We start from the raw sequence: 16,915 nt of genomic DNA, 5'->3' as shown, positions 1-16,915 counted from the left end.
GATCCTCGTTTGGTTTCGCCCGGACCCTAGCGCGGGTCGCGTCAGGCGACCAGAGCCTCGGCGCATTTCAGGTCCACGCTGACCAGCTGGCTGACGCCCTGCTCGACCATGGTGACGCCGAACAGCCGGTCCATCCGGCCCATCGTCACGGCATGGTGGGTGATGATCAGGAACCGCGTGTCGGTCCGGCGGGTCATCTCGTCCAGGAGGTCGCAGAAGCGGCTGACATTGGCATCGTCCAGCGGCGCGTCGACCTCGTCCAGCACGCAGATCGGCGCGGGATTGGCCAAGAACACCGCAAAGATCAGCGCCATCGCGGTCAGCGTCTGTTCGCCCCCGGACAAAAGACTCAGCGTCGACAGCCGCTTGCCGGGCGGCTGGCACATGATCTCCAGCCCCGCATCCAGCGGGTCGTCGGATTCGACCATCACCAGACGCGCCTCGCCGCCCCCGAAAAGCGTCGTGAACAGGGTGGCGAAATTGGCGTTCACCGTCTCGAACGCGGCCAGAAGGCGCTCGCGCCCCTCGCGGTTCAGGCTGCCGATCCCGGCGCGCAGCTTGCGGATCGCCTCCTCCAGGTCGGTCTTCTCGGCGGCCAGCCCGTCGCGTTCGGCCTCCAGGGCGCGCTTGTCCTCGTCGGCGCGCAGGTTGACCGCGCCCAGGGCCTCGCGCGCGCCGCGCAGGCGGGCGATCTCCTGTTCCAGCCGGTCGACGGGGGCGGTCAGGTCGATCTCGCCCAAGGCGGCGCGCAGCTGGTCGGGGCCCTGCTCGGTCTCCTCGCGGATGCGGGCGCGGGCCAGGGCCTCGGCCTCGCGGGCGGCCTCCTGGCGGGCCTCGCGCGCGGCGCGGGCCTCGCGTGCCTCGCCCGCCTGCCGCTCTGTCTCGCGCTCGGCCAGGGCGGCGGCGCGTGCGGCGTCCTCGGCGGATGTCAGCGCGGCGCGGGCCGCCGTCAGCCGCGTCTCCAGCTGCACCCCGCGCGTGACCAGCGCCTCCTCCTGCTCGGCCAGGATGGCGGGCTGGTCCTGCGCCTCGGCCAGCTCATCGGCGGTGGCGTCGCGCCGCGCGGACAGCTCGGCCGCGCGCGTGCCGGCCTGCTCCAGGCGCAGCCGCCAGCCCGATTCCTCCTTGACGATCTCCTGCAGACGCTTGGTGCGGGCCTGCCCCTCGCGGCGCAACTCGTCCAGCGCGGCGCGGCGGGTCATCGTGGCGATGCGCGCGCCCTCGACGCCGGTGCGGGCATGTTCGACCGCGGCGGCGGCATCGGCGCGGTCGGGCAGCGCGGCCAGCTGCGCCTCGGCCTCGGTCAGGCGGCTCTGCGCGTCGGCGGCATCGGCGCGGTGGCGCGCCAGCTCCGCCCGCGCCCCGTCGGCGCGACTGGAGGCCATGGCCAGATCGGATTCGGCCCGCGTCGCGGCGCGCGCGGCCTCGGACAGCAGGCGCTCGGCCTCGCGACGGGCATCGCGGGCCGACTTCTCGACCTCGGCGGCCTGGGCCAGATCAGCGCGGGCCGCCTCGTGGGTCTCGCGGGCCCCCTCGGCGCGGGCCTCGGCACGTTCGGCCTGTTCGGTCACATGGGCCAGCTCGTTGACCTTCTGCAGATGCAGCGCGGACGAGGACAGCGCCTGCCCCGCCATCACCCGCAGCCCGTCCCACCGAAACAGGTCGCCCTCGGGCGTCACCAGCCGCTGTCCCGCCGACAGCATCGGCTGCAGCGAGGCCCCCTGGCCTGCGTCCAGCACCAGCCCCGTCTGCGACAGCCGCCGCGCCAGCAGATCCGGGCCGCGCACATGTGGTGCCAGCGGCACGGCGCCGTCGGGCAAGGGCTGCGGATCGTCCCAGCCCGGCAGGTCGTGCCAGCCCGACCCGTCGCCGCCCACGCCCGCGCGCAGATCGTCACCCAGGGCGGCCCCGAACGCGGCCTCGTGCCCCCGCGCGACGGCCACCTGATCCAGAAGCGTGGCACCCCCGGAGCGCCCGCGATCGACCAGCCGCTGCAGGGCGGTACGTTCGGCGGCCAAGGCCGCGGCCTCGCCCTCAGCGGCGGCGCGGGCCTGACGGGCGGCGGCCTCGCGGGTCTCCAGCGCGGCGCGCCCGGCCTCGGCCTCGGCCAGCGCATCTTCGGCGGCCTCGGTGCGGTCGCGGGCCTGATCCTGCGCGGCATCCGCCCGGTCCAGCGCGGCGGCCGCGGCCTCTCCGGCGGCATCGGCGGCGGCCAGCGCCTCGGCGGCCTCGGCGGCGGCCCGGTCGGCGCGGTCGAACATGGCGCGCAGGTCATGGGCCAGACGCTCGGCCGATTGATGGCGGGCGGCCAGGCGGGCGGATTCGTCGGTCAGCTCGGCCAGCCGGGCCTCGACCTCGTGCAGCGTCTCGGCGGCGGCCTCGGCCTGGGCTGTGGCGGCGTCCAGCCGCGCGTCATGCCCCTCGCCGCCCGCGCGCAGCTGCTCGGCCTCCCAGGTCATGCGGCGCACGACCTCCTCGGCATCGCGGTTCAGCGCCTGCTCGCGATCGATGTCACGGTCCAGCTGCGCCAGACGCCCCGACAGCGCGGTGATGGCCTGGGTCGCGCGCCGCCCGGCCTCGGCCAGGGCCTCGGTCTCCACGGCCAGCCGCTGGACCAAGGCGGCGGCGATCTGCTCTTCCTCGCGCAGCGGCGGCAGCGCGGCCTCGGTCTCGGTCCGCCGCAGGGCGGCGGCATCGGCGGCGGCGCCCGCCTGACCGGCGGCCCGCACCGCCTCGGCCAGGGCCTGCGCCGCAGCAAGGCGCGCAGCCTCGGCATCCGACCAGCGGCGATACAGCAGCAGCCCCTCGGCCAGCCGCAGCGCGGCGCCGATCTCGCGGTACTTCGCCGCCGCACGCGCCTGCCGGGCCAGGGTCGCGGCCTGGGACGACAGCTGGTCCAGCGTGTCGTCGACGCGCGTCAGGTTGCCTTCGGCCCCGTTCAGCTTCAGCTCCGCCTCGTGGCGGCGCGCGTAAAGCCCCGAGATCCCCGCCGCCTCCTCCAGGATGCGGCGACGCGACTTGGGCTTGGCGCTGATCAGCTCGCTGATCTGGCCCTGCCGAACCAGCGCCGGGCTGTGCGCCCCGGTCGAGGCATCCGCAAACAGCATCTGCACGTCGCGCGCCCGCACGTCCTTGCCGGCGATCTTGTAGGCGCTGCCCGCGTCGCGGGTGATGCGACGGGTGATGTCGAACTGGTCGTCCTCGTTGAAGCCCGCAGGCGCCAGACGGTCGCGGTTGTCGACGCTCAGCGAAACTTCGGCATGGGCACGGGCATTGCGGCGCGTGGTGCCCGCAAAGATCACGTCCTCCATCCCCTCGCCGCGCATCGCGGTAGGGCGGTTTTCGCCCATGACCCAACGCAGGGCCTCCAGCAGGTTGGACTTGCCGCAGCCGTTCGGCCCGACCACGCCCGTCAGCCCCTCGCGGATGACCAGATCGGTCGGGTCCACGAAGCTCTTGAAGCCGTTCAGTCGCAGGCGGTCAAAGCGCAAGGGGTCGGGTCCAGATTCGAAAAGGCTGGCGGATTGTCCATCCGCAGGGGGGACAAGTCAACCGGACCGCAAGATGTCGCCCCGCCGGGATACTTATCCACAAGATGCGCGGCGTCGCCACTGGCGCGACCGGGGGCCGCACGCTACTCTGGCGGCATGATCCGCAGCCTTGCCATCATCCTGACGTTCCAGCTGCTCGGAGAGATCACCTCGCGCGGCCTGGGCCTGCCCCTGCCCGGCCCGGTGGTCGGACTGATCGCGATGGTCGCGGCCTTCATCCTGCGCCCCGACCTGGCGCAGGCGATCCGCCCCACGGCGACGGGACTCTTGGCGCATCTGTCGCTGTTTTTCGTGCCTGCGGGCGTCGGCATCGTGGCCCACTGGGATCTGCTGCGCGAACAGGGGCTGGGGCTGGCCGCCGCCCTGACGGGATCGACGGTGCTGGCCATCGCCGCAGGGGCCTGGGCCTTCACCGCGGTGGCCCGCCTGACCGGATCCGAGGAACGCGCCGCCCTGAGGGACCAGGGGCGTGAGTGATCCGGTCCTGATCTGGTCCTATCTGGCGCAGGGGCCGCTGTTGTGGCTGACCGCCACGCTGGTCGCGTACCTGGCGGGCGATGCGGTGTCGCGCAGGCTGGGCCGCGCCAGCTGGGCCAACCCCGTGCTGATCGCGGTGATCCTGCTGGCGGTGCTGCTGGGGATGACGGGAACCGACTACGCCACCTATTTCGACGGCGCGCAGTTCGTGCATTTCATGCTGGGACCGGCCACCGTGGCGCTGGCGCTGCCGCTTTATGACAACCTGCCCCGCGTGCGGCGCGCGGCGTGGCCGATGCTGGCAGGGTTGCTGGCCGGATCGGGCGTCGCGGTCGTCTCGGCCCTGCTGATCGCCCGCGCTTTCGGGATCGAGGGATCGGTCCTGGCCTCGCTTGCACCGAAATCCACCACCGCGCCGGTGGCCATCGGCATCGCCGAACAGCTGGGCGGTCAGCCCACGCTGACCGCGGCGCTGGTTCTGCTGACGGGCATCTTCGGCGCGATCGTGGTCACGCCTTTGCTGAACGCGATGAAGATCCGCGACTGGCGCGCGCGCGGATTTGCGGTGGGCGTCGCCGCGCATGGCATCGGCACCGCCCGGGCGTTTCAGGTAAACGCCACGGCAGGCGCGTTTTCGGGCATCGGCATGGGCTTGAACGCGGTGCTGACGGCGATCATCGCCCCGCTGGCCCTGCGTCTGTTCGGCGGCTAGGCGCTTTCAGGTATTTGGACAAAGAAGAAGTCAGTCTCCTTTGTCCAAATACCTCCTTTTCCGGCCCTTATGGGCGGTCAGGTCAATTTGGGACGAAAGGCCTGGATCCGTGCAGGATCGGTCTCGATGCGCGCCGCACCCATCAGGTCCAAGCAGTAGGGGACAGCGGCAAAGACCGCATCCAGGCAGGTGGCGATGGCCGAAGGCTTGCCGGGGATGGTGATGATCAGGCTGCGCCCGCGGATCGCCGCGGTCTGGCGCGACAGGATGGCGGTCGGTACCTCACGCAGGGAGGCGCGGCGCATCTCCTCTCCGAAGCCGGGCAGTTCCTTGTCCATCACGTCGGCCACAGCCTCGGGCGTCAGGTCGCGCGGTGCGGGGCCGGTGCCGCCGGTGACCAGGATCAGGTCCGCGCCCCCGTCAGCCAGATCGCGCAGGGTGCTGGCGACGCTGTCGCGGCCGTCGGGGATGATGTGGCGTTCGATGGTCATGGGCGAGGTGACGACACCCCGCAGCCAGGCCTCGGCGCCGGGGCCGCCCTTGTCCTCGTACTCGCCTCGCGACGCGCGGTCGCTGACGGTCACGATGGCGATGCGGGCGGCCCCGGCGGTCATTTCGCCACGCGGGCGTTGCGGTTCGCGATCAGCTTCAGGCGCAGCGCGTTCAGGCGGATGAAGCCCGCCGCGTCCTTCTGGTCATAGGCGCCCGCGTCGTCCTCGAAGGTCACATGCGCCTCGCTGTAGAGCGAATGATCCGACCAGCGGCCCACGCAGGTCGCCAGACCCTTGTAGAGCTTCAGCCGCACCGTGCCGGTGACATGCTCCTGGCTCTTGTCGATCAGGGCCTGCAGCATCTCGCGCTCGGGCGAGAACCAGAAGCCGTTATAGATCAGCTCGGCATAGCGCGGCATGATCGAATCCTTCAGGTGGCCCGCGCCGCTGTCGAGCGTGATCTGCTCGATGCCCCGATGGGCCTCCAGCAGGACCGTGCCGCCCGGCGTCTCGTAGATGCCGCGCGACTTCATGCCGACGAAGCGGTTCTCGACGAAATCCAGACGGCCAATACCGTGACGGCCGCCCAGCTCGTTCAGCTTGGTCAGGATCGTGGCGGGCGACATGGCCTCGCCATTGATCGCCACCGCATCGCCCTTCTCGAAGGTCACCTCGATGAACTCGGGCTGATCGGGCGCGTCCTCGGGGTTCACGGTGCGCTGATAGACATAGTCGGGCGCGGCCTCGGCAGGGTTCTCCAGCGCCTTGCCCTCGCTGGAGGTGTGCAGCAGGTTCGCGTCCACGCTGAAGGGCGCCTCGCCGCGCTTGTCCTTGGCGATGGGGATCTGGTTCTTCTCGGCGAACTCGATCAGCTTGGTGCGGCTGGTCAGGTCCCATTCCCGCCAGGGCGCGATCACCTTGATCGACGGGTCCAGCGCATAGGCGCTGAGCTCGAACCGGACCTGGTCGTTGCCCTTGCCCGTCGCGCCATGCGCCACCGCATCCGCGCCTGATTCCTGCGCGATCCGCACCAGATGCTGCGAGATCAGCGGCCGCGCGATCGACGTGCCCAGCAGATACAGCCCCTCGTACAGCGCATTGGCCCGGAACATCGGGAAGACGAAATCGCGCACGAATTCCTCGCGCACGTCGACGATGTGGATGTTCTCGGCCGCGATGCCCAGCATCAGCGCCTTTTCGCGCGCGGGCTCCAGCTCCTCGCCCTGGCCCAGATCGGCGGTGAAGGTCACCACCTCGCAGCCGTATTCGGTCTGCAGCCATTTCAGGATGATCGAGGTATCAAGCCCCCCCGAATAGGCGAGGACGACTTTTTTCGGCGCGTCGGACATGCGGTTAACCCTTCGTCGAAGTTTCAGCGGGAATACGGCGATTTGCGCGTTGTCACAAGGGTTCGGGGGCGATTAGGGTCTGGGCGATTTCAAACGAGTGATTTGATGCTGGCCTTTCGCCTTCTCCGCCATTCCATTCTGCAGCTGACCGGCAATCTTGGCGCGGCGCTGACGCTGTCGGTTCTGCCGCTGTTGCTGGCCGTCCTCGGCATCGGCATCGGGATGGCCGCGCACCAGGCCCTAGCGGTCGGCGATCCGCCCGGGATCATTGTCGCAGTGGTGGCAGTGGCGATCGTCGCGACCTTCGTGCTGGCCTTCGTCAGCCTGGCTGCATCCTGGCATCGTCACGTCCTCCTGGGGGAACGCCCGCAGGTCTTTCGCAGCATCGGAGGTTCCGAGGCGCGCTATTTCTGGGCGGCGGTCAGGATGAGCCTCGTCATCATGCTGATCGTCTTCATGCCCATGATCCTCATCGTGGCGCTGACCTCGGCGCTGAACGGCAGCATCTACGTCACGATGCTGGCCAGCCTGATCATCGGGATCGCGGTGGCCATCATCGGCCTGCGCCTTGGAACAGGGCTGGCCGGGGCGGCCATCGGCGCCGCAAAGCCGCTGACGACCGGCTGGAAGGGGACGGAGTCCTGCCTGGGCACCCTGCTCCTTCTGGCCGTGTTCAGCCAGATCCTGCAGACCATTCTGAACCTTGCGTCGCAGATCCCCGGTCTGGTGGGGCTGGTGGCCACGCTTCTGGCTGCCTGGCTGGGCACCCTGCTGTCGCTGTCGATCATCACCACGCTCTGGGGGCATTTCGTCGAGGGTCGCGCGCTGCGCTGACCCTTGCCAACAGGCCCGTTTCGCGGCATGGGCGGGGCATGGAAAACTTTGTCGCCGCCGTCCGTCTGGCCGAGGCCGCGCTTCGCGACCTGTTCGAGCCTACGCCCCTGCAACGCAACGACCATCTGTCGGCGAAATACGGCGCCGACATCTGGCTCAAGCGCGAGGACCTGACCCCCGTGCGCAGCTACAAGCTGCGCGGGGCGTTCAACGCGATGCGCAAGCAGGTCACGCCCGGCGCGCCCGGGCATTTCGTCTGCGCCAGCGCGGGGAACCATGCCCAGGGCGTTGCCTATGCCTGCCGCCATTTCGGCGCGCGCGGCACGATCTTCATGCCGATCACCACGCCGGGACAAAAGATCGACAAGACCCGCATGTTCGGCGGAGACGCGATCGAGATCGTGCTGAAGGGCGACTATTTCGACCAGACTCTGGCCGCGGCCCAGGCCTTCTGCGCCGAACAGGGCGCGCAGTTCCTGTCGCCCTTCGACGCCCCCGACGTGATCGAGGGGCAGGCCACCGTCGGCATGGAGATGCTGGCGCAGCTTGGCCGCGCGCCCGACCTAGTCGTGCTGCCCGTGGGCGGGGGCGGCCTGTCAGCGGGCGTCACCAAGCTGCTGGCGACCCAGGCGCCGGACACCCGCTTTGCCTTTGCCGAACCCCTGGGCGGCGCCAGCCTCAAGGCCGCACTGCAGGAGGGGGCGCCCGTGGCCCTGCCGGCGGTGGACAGCTTCGTCGACGGAGCCGCGGTCGCGCGCATCGGGGCCCTGCCCTTCGAGGCGCTGCAGCGCTTTACCCCCGCCGACGTCTATCTGGCCCCCGAGGACCGCATCTGCCGCACCATGCTGGAGATGCTGAACACCGAAGGCGTGGTGCTGGAACCCGCGGGCGCGCTGGCGTTGGACGTGCTGGGTGATCTGGGCGACCTGTCCGGCAAGACCGTCGTCGCGGTCTGTTCGGGCGGCAATTTCGACTTCGAGCGCCTGCCCGAGGTCAAGGAGCGGGCCCAGCGGTTCCAGGGGGTGAAGAAGTATTTCGTGCTGCGCATGCCGCAGCGCCCCGGCGCGCTGCGCGATTTCCTGGACCTGCTGGGACCGAACGACGACATCGCGCGGTTCGAATACCTCAAGAAATCCGCCCGCAACTTCGGTTCGGTGCTGATCGGGATCGAGACGTCGGACCCGGCCAACCTGATCACGCTGATGGCGCGGCTGGACCGATCGGGCTTTGCCTATCGCGACATCACGAACGACGGCATCCTGTCGGAACTGCTGGTCTGATCACGACGCGCGGGCGGCGGCCTGACCGCCCTGGTCGCCGTCCATCACATGCGGCAGGTCGCGCAGGAACAGCTGCTTTGTATGGCCGAAGCTGGCGCGCAGCGCCGCAGGGGCCAGGGCGGTCTGGTCGCCGCGGGCCAGCTGCTGTTCGGCGCGCAGGCACTGGGCGCAGAACTCGGTGAAGCCGATGTTCAGCGCCAGGCCGCGCAGCAGGTGCAGGTCCTCGGCCAGGTGCAGGGTACGGCTGTCCAGCGCGAACAGATGCGCCTCGATCTCGACCAGGATCATGTCGATGATGGGCAAAAGCTCCTCGGGGCCAAGCTCGTCGCGCAGCTCGATCACGCGGTTCCAATCGATCATTCCCCAAACCCTTCGAATCGCTGACATGCCCTTGTCTAGCGCGGCCGCGTTGCGAAAAGTTTAACCGTGGGAAACGGGGCGGTTTACTCGAAATTTACGACCGGCACGCTATGCATGGTCCCATGACAGCCGCGAATCGCCCCTCTCCCCTCTCCGACACGGCACCGCCCAAGCAGAAGCGGCTGGTGCTGCTGGTCGATGACAGCGCCGCGCAACGCCGGCTGCTGGCGCGGCTGCTGAAACGCGGCGGCTATGACGTGATCGAGGCCGCCAACGGGGCCGAGGCGCTGCAGCTGTGCGAAAGGCTGGCCCCGGACCTTGTGCTGTCGGACTGGGTGATGCCCGAGATGACCGGCCTGCAGTTCTGCGCCGCGTTCCGCCAGTTGTCGCGCCCGAACTATGGCTATTTCGTGCTGCTGACGTCGAATGCTGACGCCCATGCCATCACCGAGGGCTTGCAGGCCGGCGCCGACGATTTCCTGACCAAGCCCGTGGCACCCCAGGAACTGCTGGCGCGCCTTGCCGCCGGCGAGCGCATCCTGCGCATCGAGGAGGAGCTGCGCGCCAGCAACACCCAGCTGCGCCAGGCCCTGTCGCAGCTGTCCGAGACCCAGGCCGCGATGGAACGCGACCTGCGCGAGGCGCGCAAGCTGCAGCAGGGGCTGGTGCGCGAACGCTCCGGGCGGTTCGGCCAGATCGAGATCAGCCTGCTGTTGCGCCCGGCGGGCCATATCGGCGGCGACCTGGTGGGGTTCTTTCCCATCGGCGACGACAGGCTTGGCCTCTATGCGCTGGACGTATCAGGGCATGGCGTGACCGCGGCACTGCTGACGGCGCAGCTGTCGGTGCACCTGTCGGGGTCGTCCGACCAGAACATCGCGCTGCGCGGCGCGCTTGGCGGGGCGGATGCGGGGGGGCCGGCGGCGCTGGCACATTTCTTCAACACGATGATGCTGGAGGAGATGAACACCGACACCTACTTCACCATGATCTATGCCGAGCTGAACCACATGACAGGGCACCTGCGCATGGTCCAGGCGGGGCACCCCCACCCCGCGCTGCAACGGGCCGACGGCACGGTGACGCATCTGGGCGCGGGCGGCATGCCGATCGGCGTCTTCGAAAGCCCGCTTTTCGACGAGATCGACATCACCCTTGGTCCCGGCGACCGTCTGCTGATCGCATCCGACGGCATCACCGAGGCCACGACCCCCAACGGCCGCCAGCTGGGCAATGACGGGTTGGAGGCGGTGATGCGCACCAACGCCTTCCTGAACGGCCATTCCTTCCTGGAATCGATGGCCTGGTCGGTGTCGGAATATTGCCGCGGCGAACGGCAGGACGACATGTCCGCGGTGCTGGTCGAGTTTCGTGGCTCCGGCAAGGTCATCCGCCTGGACGACGGCTAGCGTCCCGCCAGCCACCCCGACAGCGCCGCACGCGACCCCGGATCGGCCAGCGCGTCCATCGCCTGTGCGGGCGTCATCCAATGCGCACTGTGTCCCGGTTCGGTCGGCGGCGACAGGCGGCTGATCGGCCGTGCCACCCAGATCTGACAGCGCTTTTCGGCGTGCATGTCGTAATCGGGCATGAAGCAGAACCGCCGATAGCTGCCCAGATAGCGCGGCGCGCCGATGGTCCAGCCGGTCTCCTCGGCCACCTCGCGGTGCAGGGCCGCCAGGGCGTGCTCTCCGGGGTCGATGCCGCCGCCGGGCAGCTGGAATTCAGGTTCGGGCGCCTGCTGATGCGTCATCAGGATGCGCCCGTCGCGCCACAGGATCGCATAGGCGCCGGGCCTGCGGCGATAGCGGGGTCCGGTCAGCGGCGGTTGTCCGAAACGCGGGATCATGGGGCACCTGTCTGATTGCCCGCCCGTGATAGCCCGGACCGGGCGTGGCGGAAAGCGGCGTGCCCGGGCCCCCTTGGGATCGGCGGAAAATGCCTTATATTGGGCGCAACCGGGCCCGCAATGTCGGCGCCGACACCACCTCAAGGATCAATCATGAGCAAGATCAACCAGATCGCCTGGGACGACACCGTACTGCCCTTTCAACTTGACCGCAGCTCCATCCGGGGCCGCGTGGTGCGTCTGGACGGCGTCTTGGACCATATCCTGTCGCGTCACGACTATCCGCCCGCCGTCAGCGCCATGGTCGCCGAGATCGCGCTGCTGACCGCGCTGATCGGCCCGACCGTCAAGCTGCGCTGGAAGCTGAGCCTGCAGGTGCGCGGCAACGGCGCGATCCGCACGCTGGCCGCCGACTACTTCGCCCCCGAGGGCGAGGGCAAGCCCGCCCGCATCCGGGCCTGGGCCAGCTTCGACCCCGATCGCCTGGATGCCCGCGCCCCCTTCGAGCAGATCGGAGAGGGCTATTTCGCCATCCTGATCGACCAGGGACCGGGCAGCACCCCCTATCAGGGCATCACGCCGCTGACGGGCGGGTCGCTGTCGGCCTGCGCGCAGACCTATTTCGCGCAATCCGAACAGCTGCCGACGCGGTTCCAGCTGGCATCGGGTCAGTCGCGCCTGTCCGGTCAGGACGCGCAGTGGCGCGCCGGCGGCATGATGCTGCAGACTTTGCCCGGCAATCCGGCGCAGCCGACCGAGGGTGGCAGCGGCGAGGGCGGGCTGATCGAGGCGGCCGACATCCTGCAGGGCGCGGAATCCGAGGATTGGAGCCGGGCCAACATCCTGCTGGACACGGTCGAGACGCTGGAGCTGATCGGCCCCACCGTCGGCCCGACCGACCTGCTGCTGCGCCTGTTCCACGAGGAGACGCCGCGGGTCTTCGACGCGCACCGCGTGGAGTTCGGCTGTTCCTGCGACGCCGACCGGGTGCGGGGCACGCTGTCGATCTATTCGGCCAAGGACATCGCGCACATGACCACCCCGGAGGGGACCGTGACCGCCGATTGCCAGTTCTGCGGCGCGCATTACGTCTTCGACCCGCAAAGCCTGGGCTTCGAGGCGACGGTGGATGCCGACGGCAACCCCCTGCCCGACAGCGACAGCGACAAGGCGGCCGAGTGACGGAGTGGTCCGAATCCCGCCTGCGCGGCGCCCTGCGTCGCGCGGCGGACCCCAGCTCTGACTATGACCTGAACCCCGAAGCCGCGCCGCCGGACGCGCCCCTGCGCCCGGCGGGGGTGCTGGCGGCGTTTCGCGCCGATGACGGGCGCCTGGTCCTGACCAAGCGCGCGTCAGGGCTGCGCCACCACCCCGGCCAGATCGCCCTGCCCGGCGGCAAGGTCGATCCGGGCGACGCCGATGCCGTCGCCGCCGCCCTGCGCGAGGCGCGCGAGGAGATCGGTCTGGACCCCGCCCAGGTTCGCGTGCTGGGCTGCCTGCCGCCGCACCGCACCGTCACAGGCTTTTCCGTGACCCCGGTCCTGGCTTTGATCGACGGCCCCTTCGCCCCCGTCCCCGAGGCCGGAGAGGTGCAGGAGGCGTTCGACCTGCCCTTTGCGCATGTCGCCGACCCCGCCCGGTATCGCGTCGAACGCCGGCGCTGGCGCGGCGGCTGGCGCAGCTATCACGCGGCGCCGTTCGGGCCCTATTACCTGTGGGGCGCGACCGCGCGCATCCTGCTGGGACTGGCGCGGCGCCTATGACCCGGTTGCCCGCGCATGTGCTGGAGGATGCCGCCCTGATCCGGGTGCTGGACGCGCTGCAGGCAGAAGGCGATCACGCCTATCTGGTGGGCGGCGCGGTGCGCAACGCGCTGTTGGACCAACCCATCGACGACATCGACATCGCGACCGACGCCCTGCCCGACCGGGTGACCCGGCTGGCACAGGCTGCGGGCCTGCGCGCGGTGCCCACGGGCATCGACCACGGCACCGTGACGCTGATCGCCGGCGGGCGCGGGTTCGAGGTCACGACCTTTCGCCGGGACGTCGACACCGACGGTCGCCATGCCGTGGTCGCGTTCTCGACCGACCTGGCCCAGGACGCGGCGCGGCGCGATTTCACCATCAACGCGCTTTACGCGGGCCGCGACGGGGTGGTGATCGATCCGATGGGCGGCCTGCCCGATCTGGCCGCGCGTCGCCTGCGCTTTGTCGGCGACGCCCACGCGCGGATCACCGAGGATTACCTGCGCATCCTGCGCTTCTTCCGCTTTCTGGCCCGCTACGGGCAGGATGCCGACCCGGCCGCCGTTGCCGCCTGCGGCGCGCATCGCGACGGCCTGTCGCGCATCGCCCGCGAACGCATCGGGGCGGAACTGAAGAAACTGCTGGACGCGCCCGACCCCGGCCCGGCGGTCGCGCTGATGGACCGGACGGGGGTGCTGCATCAGTTGCTGCCCGGTGCCGATGCCGCGCGCCTGCAGGCGCTGCTGGACGCGGAACCCGCACCCGGCGGCTGGCTGCGCCGTCTGGCGGCGCTTGGTCCGGTCCAACCCGACCTGCGCCTGTCGCGCGCCGATCAGCGCGCGCTGGCGGCGCTTGACCGGGCACGCGGCTGGTCGCTGGACCGCGCAGCATGGCACCTGGGCGCGGATGCCGCGACCGACCATGCCGCCCTGATGGCCGCCGACGGCCACCCGCTGCCCCCCGACTGGCAGGCCCGCATCGCGCGGGCGACCCGGTCCCCCCTGCCCGTGGCCGCAGCCGACCTGGCCCCGCTGCAGGGGCCTGCCTTGGGACGGGCCCTGAAGGCCGCAGAGGAGGCGTGGATCGCGTCGGCCTTCACCCTGCCCGCCCCTGCCCTGATCGACGCGGCCCGCTTGGCCGGGAAGGACGACGAATGAGCCTGCACACCCGCTTCGGCCGCATGGTCGACGCCTTTCGCCCGGCCGAGGGCGCGCCGCCCGCCACGCTGATGGCCTTCTTTCGCTGGTGCCTGTCGGGCGCCTGGCCGGGGCTGGGCTTTGCCGCCATCGCCTCCGCCCTGGGCGGGGTGGCGGATGTCGTCTCGGCGCTGCTGCTGGGAATGGTCGTCGATGCGGTCACGACCAGCGCGCCCGGCGTCTTCTGGGACCAGAACTGGGGCCTGGTCGCGCTGTTCGCGGGGTTCTTCCTGGTGGTGCGCCCGGCGATCTATGGCCTGTCCACGGCCAGCTCGAACGTGATCATCGGGCCGAACATCCTGCCGCTGGTGCTGTCGCGCCTGCATCGCTGGACGATGGGACATGCGGTCACCTTCTTCGACAACGACTTTGCCGGGCGGCTGGCGCAAAAGCAGATGCAGACCGCGCGCGCGGTGACCGATGTCGCATCCGAGATGGTGAACGTGGTGGCATTCGCCTTGGCATCCGTGCTGGGATCGGCGGCCTTCCTGCTGGCCGTCGATGGCTGGGGCGCGGTGGCGCTGCTGGTCTGGCTGGCGGCCTATTTCGCGCTGATCCGGTTCTTCCTGCCGCGCATCCGTGCGAAATCGGGCGCGCGCGCATCGGCGCGGGCCAATGTCACCGGACAGGTCGTCGACACCATCACCAACATCAAGACGGTCAAGCTGTTCGCCCATGCCGACCACGAGGATCAGGCCGCCTTGGGCGCGATGGCCGGGTTCCGCGAACGCGCGCTGGATTTCGGCGTCGTCTCGACCTGGTTCCGGCTGTCGCTGATGGTCGTGGCGGGGATCCTGCCGGTGATTTTGGTCGGCGGCGCGATCCTGCTGTGGCGCGAGGGCACCGCGACCGTGGGCGATGTCGCCGCCAGCGGTGCCATCGCCATGCGCCTGTCGCAGATGACCGGGTGGGTCAGCATGGCCCTGATGGGCATGTGGGGCAGCATCGGAGAGGTCGAGGACGGGATGAAGACCCTGTCCCCGCCCCATGCCCTGACCGACCGCCCCGGCGCCCGGATCCTGTCGCGCGTGCAGGGCCGGATCGAGTTCGACCATGTCGAATTCGCCTATGGCCGCGACGCGGGCGGCATCCGCGACCTGACCCTGACCATCCCGGCCGGAGAGAAGATCGGCATCGTCGGCGCGTCCGGCGCTGGCAAGACCACGCTGGTCGGCCTGCTGCTGCGGCTCTACGATGTCGAACGGGGCACCATCCGCATCGACGGCCACGACCTGCGCGATGTGACCCAGGAAAGCCTGCGCCGCCAGGTGGCGATGGTCACCCAGGACACCGCCATGTTCAACCGATCCGCCCGCGACAACATCCTGTACGGTCGCCCCGACGCGACGCAGGACGAGGTCGTGGCCGCCGCCAAGGCCGCCGAGGCACACGACTTCATCCTGACGCTGGAGGATTACGCGGGCCGCACCGGGTATAACGCCTATCTGGGCGAACGCGGCGTCAAGCTGTCGGGCGGCCAGCGCCAGCGCATCGCCCTGGCCCGCGCCTTCCTCAAGGACGCGCCGATCCTGGTCCTGGACGAGGCGACCAGTGCGCTGGACAGCGAGGTCGAGGCCCAGGTCCAGGATGCCCTGACCCGCGCCATGCGCGGCAAGACCGTGCTGGCCATCGCGCACCGACTGTCCACCATCGCCGAACTGGACCGCATCCTGGTCATCGAGGACGGGCGCATCGTCGAACAGGGCGGTCATGACGACCTGCTGGCCCGCGACGGCCGCTATGCCCGCTACTGGAACCGCCAGTCGGGCGGTTTCCTGGGCACCGAAGAGGCTGCCCAATGACCCAATGGACGATCGAGCGGCTTGGCCGCAAGGGCGACGGCGTGGCCCTGTCGGGCGACGCCCGCGCGCTGGCCCCCCTGGTCCTGCCCGGAGAGGTCGTCGAGGGCGAGGCCCTGGACGGCCGCATCGCCGCCCCGCGCATCGTCACCCCGTCCCCGGACCGCATCCGCCCCGTCTGCGGCCATTACCGCGCCTGCGGGGGCTGTTCGCTGATGCACGCGACCGAGACCTTCACCACCGCCTGGAAGACCCAGGTCGTGCTGACCGCGCTGGCGGCCCAGGGGATCGCGGCGCCCTTGCCGCAGGTCCACGTGTCGGCGCCTAACAGCCGCCGCAGGGCCGTGCTGTCGGGGCGGCGCACGAAGAAGGGTGCGACCGTGGGGTTTCATGGCCGCGCATCCGACGTGATCGTCGATCTGACCGAATGCCACGTGCTGCGCCCGCAGATCCTGGCCGCGCTGCCGCTGCTGCGCCGCATCGTCATCGCCGGGGCATCGCGCGCGGCCGAACTGTCGCTGGTCGTCATCCATGGTCCGGCCGGGCTGGACGTCGCCGTGCGTGGCGGCAAGCCGATGGACCCTGCGCTGTTCCAGGCCCTGGCCGCCCTCGCGGACGAGGGCGATCTGGCGCGGCTGGACTGGGATGGCCAGGCTGTTACCCGCCGCGCGCCCGCCCTGCCGATGGGGCGCGCGCATGTCGTCCCCCCGCCCGGTGCCTTCCTGCAGGCCACCGCCCAGAGCGAGGCCGCACTGCTGGCTGCGGTGCGCGACACCGTGGCGGGCGCGTCGAAGATCGCCGATCTTTTCGCGGGCTGCGGGACCTTCACGCTGCCTTTGGCGGAACAAGCCGCAGTCCATGCGGTCGAGGGGCTGGCCGCACCCTTGTCCGCCCTTGATTCGGCGTGGCGGGCCACGTCCGGCCTGAACCGTGTCACGACCGAGGTCCGCGATCTGGCCCGCAGGCCGCTGATGCCCGATGAACTGGGCCGTTTTGACGCGATCGTGATCGACCCGCCCCGCGCCGGGGCCGAGGCGCAGATGCGTCAGATCGCCGCTGCTCGCGTCCCGGTGGTGGCGGCCGTGTCCTGCGACCCGGTCAGTTTCGCCAAGGATGCGCGGATTCTGGCCGATGCCGGCTATGGCATCGATCGACTGTGGGTGGTCGACCAGTTCCGGTTTTCCCCGCATGTCGAACTGGTGGCGGCGTTAACGCACCGCTAGGCAGGCATGGTGTATCCGTGATATTCCGGGCCCATAAAAAATCAAA

15 protein-coding genes are annotated in these 16,915 nt (G+C 70.2%); 10 read left to right on the top strand and 5 right to left on the bottom strand.

Features of this window, described 5'->3' with window-relative positions; all coding sequences use genetic code 11:
* Positions 1-41: 41 nt before the first annotated feature.
* A complete protein-coding gene (locus tag PRL19_RS06975; protein ID WP_273744348.1) occupies positions 42-3,491 on the bottom strand; it encodes a chromosome segregation SMC family protein in 3,450 nt (1,149 codons plus the stop codon).
* A gap of 156 nt (positions 3,492-3,647) precedes the next feature.
* On the opposite strand from PRL19_RS06975, the gene PRL19_RS06970 reads away from it, so the two are divergent.
* Complete coding sequence (locus PRL19_RS06970) at positions 3,648-4,028, top strand: CidA/LrgA family protein (RefSeq protein WP_273744347.1); 381 nt, start codon at positions 3,648-3,650, stop codon at positions 4,026-4,028.
* The gene (locus tag PRL19_RS06965; protein ID WP_045999975.1) at positions 4,021-4,740 is read left to right on the top strand and encodes an LrgB family protein; all 720 of its coding nucleotides are present in this window, start codon (positions 4,021-4,023) and stop codon (positions 4,738-4,740) included. Before PRL19_RS06970 ends, PRL19_RS06965 begins: the two co-directional genes overlap by 8 nt.
* A 77-nt stretch (positions 4,741-4,817) precedes the next feature.
* Here PRL19_RS06965 and mog read toward each other — a convergent pair whose 3' ends face one another.
* Together mog and PRL19_RS06955 are read right to left on the bottom strand one after the other, a co-directional pair.
* The gene (gene mog / locus PRL19_RS06960) at positions 4,818-5,354 is read right to left on the bottom strand and encodes a molybdopterin adenylyltransferase (protein ID WP_273744346.1); all 537 of its coding nucleotides are present in this window, start codon (positions 5,352-5,354) and stop codon (positions 4,818-4,820) included.
* Entirely contained in the window at positions 5,351-6,580 is a 1,230-nt protein-coding gene (locus PRL19_RS06955) for an argininosuccinate synthase (RefSeq protein ID WP_148911464.1), read from the bottom strand. Before PRL19_RS06955 ends, mog begins: the two co-directional genes overlap by 4 nt.
* A gap of 105 nt (positions 6,581-6,685) precedes the next feature.
* On the opposite strand from PRL19_RS06955, the gene PRL19_RS06950 reads away from it, so the two are divergent.
* A complete protein-coding gene (locus PRL19_RS06950) occupies positions 6,686-7,414 on the top strand; it encodes a hypothetical protein (protein WP_273744345.1) in 729 nt (242 codons plus the stop codon).
* Positions 7,415-7,452: 38 nt separating this feature from the next.
* Positions 7,453-8,694, top strand: coding sequence for a threonine ammonia-lyase IlvA (ilvA, locus tag PRL19_RS06945; RefSeq protein WP_045983339.1), 1,242 nt, complete (start codon positions 7,453-7,455; stop codon positions 8,692-8,694).
* Here the strand turns inward: ilvA and PRL19_RS06940 are convergent, their stop codons facing one another.
* Positions 8,695-9,054, bottom strand: coding sequence for a hypothetical protein (locus PRL19_RS06940; protein WP_045999971.1), 360 nt, complete (start codon positions 9,052-9,054; stop codon positions 8,695-8,697).
* 122 nt (positions 9,055-9,176) lie between these two features.
* Here PRL19_RS06940 and PRL19_RS06935 point away from each other — a divergent pair, with 122 nt between their 5' ends.
* Positions 9,177-10,463 carry a PP2C family protein-serine/threonine phosphatase gene (locus PRL19_RS06935; RefSeq protein ID WP_273744344.1) on the top strand — a complete coding sequence of 429 codons (1,287 nt, stop codon included), beginning with the start codon at positions 9,177-9,179 and terminating at the stop codon, positions 10,461-10,463.
* Here the strand turns inward: PRL19_RS06935 and PRL19_RS06930 are convergent.
* Positions 10,460-10,903 (bottom strand): NUDIX hydrolase, encoded by a 444-nt coding sequence (locus PRL19_RS06930; protein WP_273744343.1) that lies wholly within the window; start codon positions 10,901-10,903, stop codon positions 10,460-10,462. The genes PRL19_RS06935 and PRL19_RS06930 overlap by 4 nt on opposite strands.
* A gap of 153 nt (positions 10,904-11,056) precedes the next feature.
* On the opposite strand from PRL19_RS06930, the gene hslO reads away from it, so the two are divergent.
* Genes hslO through PRL19_RS06905 form a run of 5 tightly spaced genes read left to right on the top strand, consistent with a single transcriptional unit; the run spans position 11,057 to position 16,869 of the window.
* On the top strand, positions 11,057-12,085 hold the full coding sequence (gene hslO / locus PRL19_RS06925; RefSeq protein WP_045983336.1) for an Hsp33 family molecular chaperone HslO: 1,029 nt from the start codon (positions 11,057-11,059) through the stop codon (positions 12,083-12,085).
* A complete protein-coding gene (locus tag PRL19_RS06920) occupies positions 12,082-12,666 on the top strand; it encodes an NUDIX hydrolase (protein WP_273744342.1) in 585 nt (194 codons plus the stop codon). Before hslO ends, PRL19_RS06920 begins: the two co-directional genes overlap by 4 nt.
* Positions 12,663-13,808 carry a CCA tRNA nucleotidyltransferase gene (locus PRL19_RS06915; protein WP_252928439.1) on the top strand — a complete coding sequence of 382 codons (1,146 nt, stop codon included), beginning with the start codon at positions 12,663-12,665 and terminating at the stop codon, positions 13,806-13,808. Before PRL19_RS06920 ends, PRL19_RS06915 begins: the two co-directional genes overlap by 4 nt.
* Entirely contained in the window at positions 13,805-15,649 is a 1,845-nt protein-coding gene (locus PRL19_RS06910) for an ABC transporter ATP-binding protein (RefSeq protein WP_273744341.1), read from the top strand. The genes PRL19_RS06915 and PRL19_RS06910 overlap by 4 nt, the downstream gene beginning before the upstream one ends.
* Positions 15,646-16,869 carry a class I SAM-dependent RNA methyltransferase gene (locus tag PRL19_RS06905; RefSeq protein WP_273744340.1) on the top strand — a complete coding sequence of 408 codons (1,224 nt, stop codon included), beginning with the start codon at positions 15,646-15,648 and terminating at the stop codon, positions 16,867-16,869. Before PRL19_RS06910 ends, PRL19_RS06905 begins: the two co-directional genes overlap by 4 nt.
* Positions 16,870-16,915 lie beyond the last annotated feature (46 nt).

It is taken from the genome of Paracoccus marcusii (genome assembly GCF_028621715.1).
Taxonomy (GTDB): Bacteria; Pseudomonadota; Alphaproteobacteria; order Rhodobacterales; family Rhodobacteraceae; genus Paracoccus; species Paracoccus marcusii.
The sequence above is the reverse complement of the archived record's forward strand: the minus strand, read 5'-3'. Positions and strand labels throughout refer to the sequence as shown.

Coding starts and splice junctions, on each gene's coding strand:
- PRL19_RS06970 (WP_273744347.1), top strand. CDS start 3,648: ATGATCCGCAGCCTTGCCATCATCCTGACGTTCCAGCTGCTCGGAGAG.
- mog (WP_273744346.1), bottom strand. CDS start 5,354: ATGACCGCCGGGGCCGCCCGCATCGCCATCGTGACCGTCAGCGACCGC.
- PRL19_RS06955 (WP_148911464.1), bottom strand. CDS start 6,580: ATGTCCGACGCGCCGAAAAAAGTCGTCCTCGCCTATTCGGGGGGGCTT.
- PRL19_RS06950 (WP_273744345.1), top strand. CDS start 6,686: ATGCTGGCCTTTCGCCTTCTCCGCCATTCCATTCTGCAGCTGACCGGC.
- ilvA (WP_045983339.1), top strand. CDS start 7,453: ATGGAAAACTTTGTCGCCGCCGTCCGTCTGGCCGAGGCCGCGCTTCGC.
- PRL19_RS06940 (WP_045999971.1), bottom strand. CDS start 9,054: ATGATCGATTGGAACCGCGTGATCGAGCTGCGCGACGAGCTTGGCCCC.
- PRL19_RS06935 (WP_273744344.1), top strand. CDS start 9,177: ATGACAGCCGCGAATCGCCCCTCTCCCCTCTCCGACACGGCACCGCCC.
- PRL19_RS06930 (WP_273744343.1), bottom strand. CDS start 10,903: ATGATCCCGCGTTTCGGACAACCGCCGCTGACCGGACCCCGCTATCGC.
- hslO (WP_045983336.1), top strand. CDS start 11,057: ATGAGCAAGATCAACCAGATCGCCTGGGACGACACCGTACTGCCCTTT.
- PRL19_RS06915 (WP_252928439.1), top strand. CDS start 12,663: ATGACCCGGTTGCCCGCGCATGTGCTGGAGGATGCCGCCCTGATCCGG.
- PRL19_RS06910 (WP_273744341.1), top strand. CDS start 13,805: ATGAGCCTGCACACCCGCTTCGGCCGCATGGTCGACGCCTTTCGCCCG.
- PRL19_RS06905 (WP_273744340.1), top strand. CDS start 15,646: ATGACCCAATGGACGATCGAGCGGCTTGGCCGCAAGGGCGACGGCGTG.